The 6000-nt window shown below is 30.9% G+C and carries 5 protein-coding genes; 1 reads left to right on the top strand and 4 read right to left on the bottom strand.

The annotated features are described in order from the left end of the window. Window positions 1-162: 162 nt before the first annotated feature. The 4 genes from GXM17_RS08350 to GXM17_RS08335 form a co-directional block, all read right to left on the bottom strand. The gene (locus tag GXM17_RS08350) at window positions 163-675 is read right to left on the bottom strand and encodes a DinB family protein (protein ID WP_163398845.1); all 513 of its coding nucleotides are present in this window, start codon (window positions 673-675) and stop codon (window positions 163-165) included. Window positions 676-687: 12 nt separating this feature from the next. Next, window positions 688-3273 carry a phosphoenolpyruvate carboxylase gene (locus GXM17_RS08345; RefSeq protein WP_163398843.1) on the bottom strand — a complete coding sequence of 862 codons (2586 nt, stop codon included), beginning with the start codon at window positions 3271-3273 and terminating at the stop codon, window positions 688-690. Window positions 3274-3368: 95 nt separating this feature from the next. Continuing rightward, window positions 3369-3848, bottom strand: coding sequence for an Lrp/AsnC family transcriptional regulator (locus tag GXM17_RS08340; protein ID WP_007805990.1), 480 nt, complete (start codon window positions 3846-3848; stop codon window positions 3369-3371). 77 nt (window positions 3849-3925) lie between these two features. Continuing rightward, window positions 3926-5080 (bottom strand): M14 family metallopeptidase, encoded by a 1155-nt coding sequence (locus tag GXM17_RS08335; RefSeq protein ID WP_163398842.1) that lies wholly within the window; start codon window positions 5078-5080, stop codon window positions 3926-3928. Window positions 5081-5382: 302 nt separating this feature from the next. Here GXM17_RS08335 and GXM17_RS08330 point away from each other — a divergent pair, with 302 nt between their 5' ends. Continuing rightward, entirely contained in the window at window positions 5383-5826 is a 444-nt protein-coding gene (locus GXM17_RS08330) for a helix-turn-helix domain-containing protein (protein WP_163398840.1), read from the top strand. Window positions 5827-6000 lie beyond the last annotated feature (174 nt).

Raw genomic sequence — 6000 nt, 5'->3', positions numbered from 1 at the left:
TTATAGAAATCCTTGCTGTTTAATAAGTCGTCTTTGTCAATCATAATATGTAAGGTTAAAAATAACAAAAAGTTATTTCCGAAAAAAATTTTTGGGCTTTTTAAAAGAGCTCAAATATTTTTCAGAATAACTTTTCAACTTACACAGTTAGTGAGACACTACCTATCTTTCTGAAATCACTCTTAGGTGGTGATTTTGATGGCCTGTAATAATAAACCCAATTGCTCTTACAGAAATTGCTGTATTTGAAGCTGTACCCATAAATAAAAGTTGCTCTTCATTCAGACTTTCAAAAAAACTAATTGTCGCTTTTCTGGCATTTTCATATTCATCCAATAAACTTTCTATCGAGCGGTTATTAGCAAATGCAAATGGCACATAATCATTTTCTTCAAAACCAGGCAAAGGAGTTTTATCTCCTCTGCTGATTCTTAAGGCTCTGTAAGCAAAAATTCGCTCTGTATCTATCATATGGAGAACAATATCTTTAATTGTCCATTTACCTTCAGCATAACGGTATTCTAATTTTTCGGCCGGAACATTTTCTATAAACTGAAGCAGTTGGGATAACCCATGTTTTAACCCCTCCAACAAAGTTTTATCTGTAGCAGCTTTTACATAAGTCGCATTAAAAACTGAATACTCATGTGTTGATAAATCTGAAGCTATTAGCATAATCAATAAAATTTACGCAGAATTTCTACTTGCATTTGTATTTCCAAAAAGAGAACGGGTTACAATTTTTTCATATACTTTAATCAAATCCAAATCCGGAGTCTTTTCTTTATTCAATTCATTAATTCTTAATAGTGCATATTGTTGTATAGTCAACAATGGCAGCACAATACGCTCTCTTATCTGAATTGAAGCTTTACCATCAGGATAGTTTTCCATCAGTGTTTTATGACCTGCAATTTTAAGCAAAAGGCGTTCTGTTTCTACAAATTCCTCATAAATAATCTGCCAGAATTCTCCAAATTCAGGATCCTTTTTCATGTAAGCAGTCAATGGTAAAAATGATTTTGCCAGTGACATCATACTATTTTCTAAAAGTGTTTTAAAGAACAACGAATTGTGGTACAAATCACTTACTTTATCCCACTGATTTGTATCTTCAAAATGCTTTAAAGCAGAACCTACACCAAAAAATCCAGGTACATTTTGTTTCAGCTGGCTCCATGAACCTACAAAAGGGATTGCTCTTAAATCGGCGAAATCCAATTGTTCTGATTTGCTTCTTTTTGAAGGACGGCTACCAATGTTAGTTTTAGAATAGTATTTCAACGTACTCATTTTCTCCAGATACGGAATAAATTTAGGATGATTTTTAAAACTTAAATATTTCTCATATCCTAAACCTGCCAATTGAGTCAAAATCACTGTTTCATCAGCAGTCAACTCATTTTTCTCTTTACTAAAAACCTGATTAGTTACTCCGGCACTTAATAAATTTTCGATATTATAACGGCATGAATCCAAAGTTCCAAAATTAGAACTAATAGTTTGTCCCTGTACAGTAATCTGAATTTCGTTGTTCTCAATTTTAGGCCCTAATGAAGCATAGAATTTATGCGTTTTTCCGCCTCCACGTGCAGGAGGCCCACCACGACCGTCAAAGAAAATAGCCTGTATTCCATATTTTCTGGAGATTTGCGTAAGTTCAATTTTTGCCTGATAAATACTCCAGTTTGCCATTAAATAACCACCATCTTTTGTTCCGTCAGAGAAACCAAGCATAATAGTCTGTTTATTACCACGTGATTTTAAATGTGCCGAATATTCAGGATTTGTATATAATTGCTCCATTATTGAATGTGCATTTTGCAAATCATCCACTGATTCGAAAAGGGGAATGATATCAACAGTTGGATTTTCCCAATTATTTAAACGAATCATCGCAAAAGTTTCCATTACATTCAATGCGCTTTCGTTATTACTGATAATGTAACGATTTGCACCAAATTCACCATTATTCTCCTGAATCGTTTTAATAGCCTGAACAGATTCTAAAGTAAGTTTTGTAATTTCATTCTCAAAATCAGCCGGATTTAGATTTCCTTTTACTTTTGATAAAACAATTAATTTTTCATCTTCAGATAAATCGAAATAATTTTCAGGGAATATTTTTGAATCTGAATTTAAGTAATATTTTACCACATCCTGAAAAACAGCATTATGAATTTTACTGTTCTGGCGAATATCTAAAGTGGCAAAATGAAATCCAAACAAATTAATTTTAACCAGTAAAGCTTCTAATTCATCTAAATATAATGATTGATGCTTCTCGATAATTATGGCTCTGATTTTATTTAACTGAGTAAGCAATTCTTCTAAGGTAATATAAATTTCACCTTTGGAATAGAAAACTGACCTATAAAGTTTATATTCAAGTTCTGCTACCAAAGTATCTACACCTGAGAAAGTTAACTTTCTTTTAAGGTTACGCATTTCAACATAATAACATTTCAAAATCGACGTACGTAGTCGCTCAGCAACTTTCAATGTAATGTCTGTCGTAACGAATGGATTTCCATCCCGGTCACCTCCTGGCCAGAAACCAAGTTTTATTAATTGATTCTGAATCGCTTCCCCCTGAAGAATATTTTTTTGCAAATAATGAACTATTTCCCCTGCAGTTTCATAAAATACGTTTTCCAGATACCAAATTAAACTTACTGCTTCATCATATGGGTTAGGCTTCTCATTTTGGATAAAAGGAGTTTTTCCCAACTGCGCCAGCAATTGCTTGATTTTTAACAAATCATTTTGCCTGATTGCTTCTGTTAAATCATTTATAATCCCAAGTACAGGTCCAGGATAAAATTGTGTAGGATGCGCTGTCAAGACAGTTCTAACATTAAAGTTTTCAAGAAACTCAATTAATTCCTCATCTTTTTCTTTAGCATCTGATTTTTCTTTAATATCACGAAGTGACCCTCGTCCTTCCATATTATTAACCACAGGAAAAGCAGCGTCTTCAATAGCATCAAACAATACAATTTGGCGTTCAATATACTGAATGAAACGAAACATCAAATCTATCTTTTCTTTTTCAGAAGCATTATGTAAAAACTTATTAGAAAAAAAGTCGAAAATTTCTTTTGGAGTTTCCTGTTTTTTAAAACCCGTTTCGCAAGTTTCTGTAAACAAAGGAAGCAAAACCCCAGTATTATCAATAGAATCGAAAGGTAATGTTATAAAAACACTATTATAAATGTGATATTTAGAAAGAACATCCTGATTGAAGCGTTCAATTTTAGGCAACGTGTACATAATCCTTTTTTATAGTTGTTTAGTTTATTTATTCATAAAAAAACCCCAAGAAAACTTGAGGTTATATTTTTATTAATATAGCATTCAAGAAAATATTACATATTTTTGAAAATAGTATGCATCAAACGCTTCTTGTCGTTAATACTTTCTTCTAATGAAATCATTGTTTCAGTCCTGTAAACCCCTTCAATGTCATCAATCATAAAGATAACTTCCTTAGCGTGTTTCGTATCCTTAGCTCTAATTTTGCAAAAAATATTGAATTTTCCTGTAGTTACAGAAGCTACGGTAACGAATGGAATTTGGTTTATTCTCTCTAATACAAATTTTGTTTGAGATGTATTATTAAGAAACACACCTACATAAGCAATAAATGAATACCCTAGCTTATCATAATCCAAGGCTAATGAAGAACCCATAATTATTCCGGCATCTTCCATCTTTTTTACTCTTACATGTACAGTTCCTGCCGAAATCAACAATTTTTTCGCTATGTCAGTAAACGGAACTCTCGTGTTGTCTATTAACATATCTAAAATCTGGTGATCTACTTCATCTAAACGAAATTTACTCATAATTTTTTAATTAATATTACTAATTTGTATTACAAAGCATAAAAATATGTATAAAAAACAACAAATTCACGTAAAATTTAACTTTTTATCAGTCCGTTAACAAATTTAACGTTTTTATTTAAATAAAAATCTGCTTTTTGATCTGGTTTCGGAAAATTAGCAAAATCATCTGAATATGCAGCGCCTTTTGCATCGTAGACATAGTGTCCGAAATAATTCTCTAATTCACCTACTTCAACTATATAAGCATTAAATTGAATCTTGCTGTCAATCAATTCTTCTTTGTATTGAGCGACAAAATTCGTAATAATTTCGATACCATCATAATTTATTTTGATGTTTTTATACATAAAATCATAAAAAACAGCTTTATTTTGTGAAATATTCAAATAATCAGTAATCCTGTTATTAACTATATCGTTTTCGAAAAGCGTTTTAAAACTGGTAACCAGCGAGAAAAATATGTATTTTCTGGTAATCTCACGCGAATAATCATTAGGAAAATGACCAGCTTCAAACAAAATTGTCGGAACACCTAAATATTGAAAAGTATCACCTATACAATTGATATTAAACGAATCATCAAAACGTCCTACCTGACCTGGTATATGTTTCTGAAGTTCATCATTAATTGCAGCGATTAGGTTAATTGCTTTTAATCTGTTGTCATTAATTTCTCTTTCTTCATTATAAGAGGGCGCTAAGAATGAAACAGTTGCTGGCTTTCCAGTATCCCCAGTTCCAAAAATAGTACGCTGGTCGTGTAAATTAAAACAAAAGTGTGGCTTGAATTTTTCGAAAACCTCACGTAAAATTTTGCTTTCTGGCTGAGTTAATTCCTGAGAATCCCTATTCAGGTCAATCATATTTGCATTTGTGCGAGTATACAACGCAGCTCCATCCGGATTTAGTATAGGTATACAATAAAATGTAAAAGCAGATAGCAGCTGTTCAGCAAATTCAGAACCGCTATTCAAAACATTAATAAAATCAAACAATGCTTTAGTGGTTGTACTTTCGTTTCCATGCATTTGTGACCATAAATAGATCCGGGTTTTTCCTGCACCAATCTCATAACTATATACAGGTTTCCCTAAAACAGATTTTCCAATAACCTTAACCTGATTGCTTGTATTAATTCTTTCCAGTATTGGGTGAATATGTTCTAAAGTCAGATAACGACCTTCTATTGAATGTTCTTTGTTTTGGTGATATAATCCTTCTAAATTCATTGTGTTTATAATTAGTTTACAAAAGTAAATATCTTTATTTTAACAATTGTAACTCAATTAAAACTTTTGATAATTTAATATTGTAAACATTTTTATTTATTATTGAACCTTTATATATATTCTAATTACAAAGGAAAATAATAAACATTTAATTTATTATTAATCAAATAATTAAACAAACACATCTATAGTAAAAATCTAATTAAAGTTCTTACTAAACTGGATTTAAAGCTGTAAAATTGCTACTAAAGAAACTTTTTATTTACATTTGTAAATAGATAATTTTAAAACAATAGTTTACAATGATAAACATAGATGAATTTGTAAAAAGACTTGAAATCGTACTGGATTATTATGGCTTAAATGCATCAGCTTTTGCAGATAAAATCGGCGTTCAGCGTTCAGGCATATCTCATCTTTTATCAGGACGAAACAGACCGAGTTTAGATTTTGTAATGAAAATTTTGGAAGTTTTTCCTGATGTAGACTTGTATTGGATTTTAACAGGTAAGGGAAATTTTCCGAAAAACAATAATGAAGCTTTTACTGCAATTACAAAATCCTCCCCCGCTGTGTCATCAAATGAAGATTCATTTTTTGATATTGAATTCAATTCAAAAGAAAAAAAAGAAATAGGAAATTCTTCAGAAATACAAAATCCAAATTTCAATTTCGATGATAAGGGGCTTGAAAAAATTGTACTTTTTTATAAAAACGGAACATTTAAAGCTTACTCGGCTGAGTAAAAATTTCTGGTTTTTTTTTCTATAGAAAAACAACACTAGAATTAAATTTCATTCTGAAAAATATTATCTTAAGATCCTGTCTAATGTTTACTTTAAAAATTACAAATCTACATCGTAATTGCCCTTTGGAAAAAAGTATGTCAGGATAAACTTCTTTTTTTAAATCAAAAACTA

It is taken from the genome of Flavobacterium fluviatile (assembly GCF_010645065.1).
Classification (GTDB): domain Bacteria; phylum Bacteroidota; class Bacteroidia; order Flavobacteriales; family Flavobacteriaceae; genus Flavobacterium; species Flavobacterium fluviatile.
This window is presented reverse-complemented; position numbering and strand designations above follow the sequence as displayed.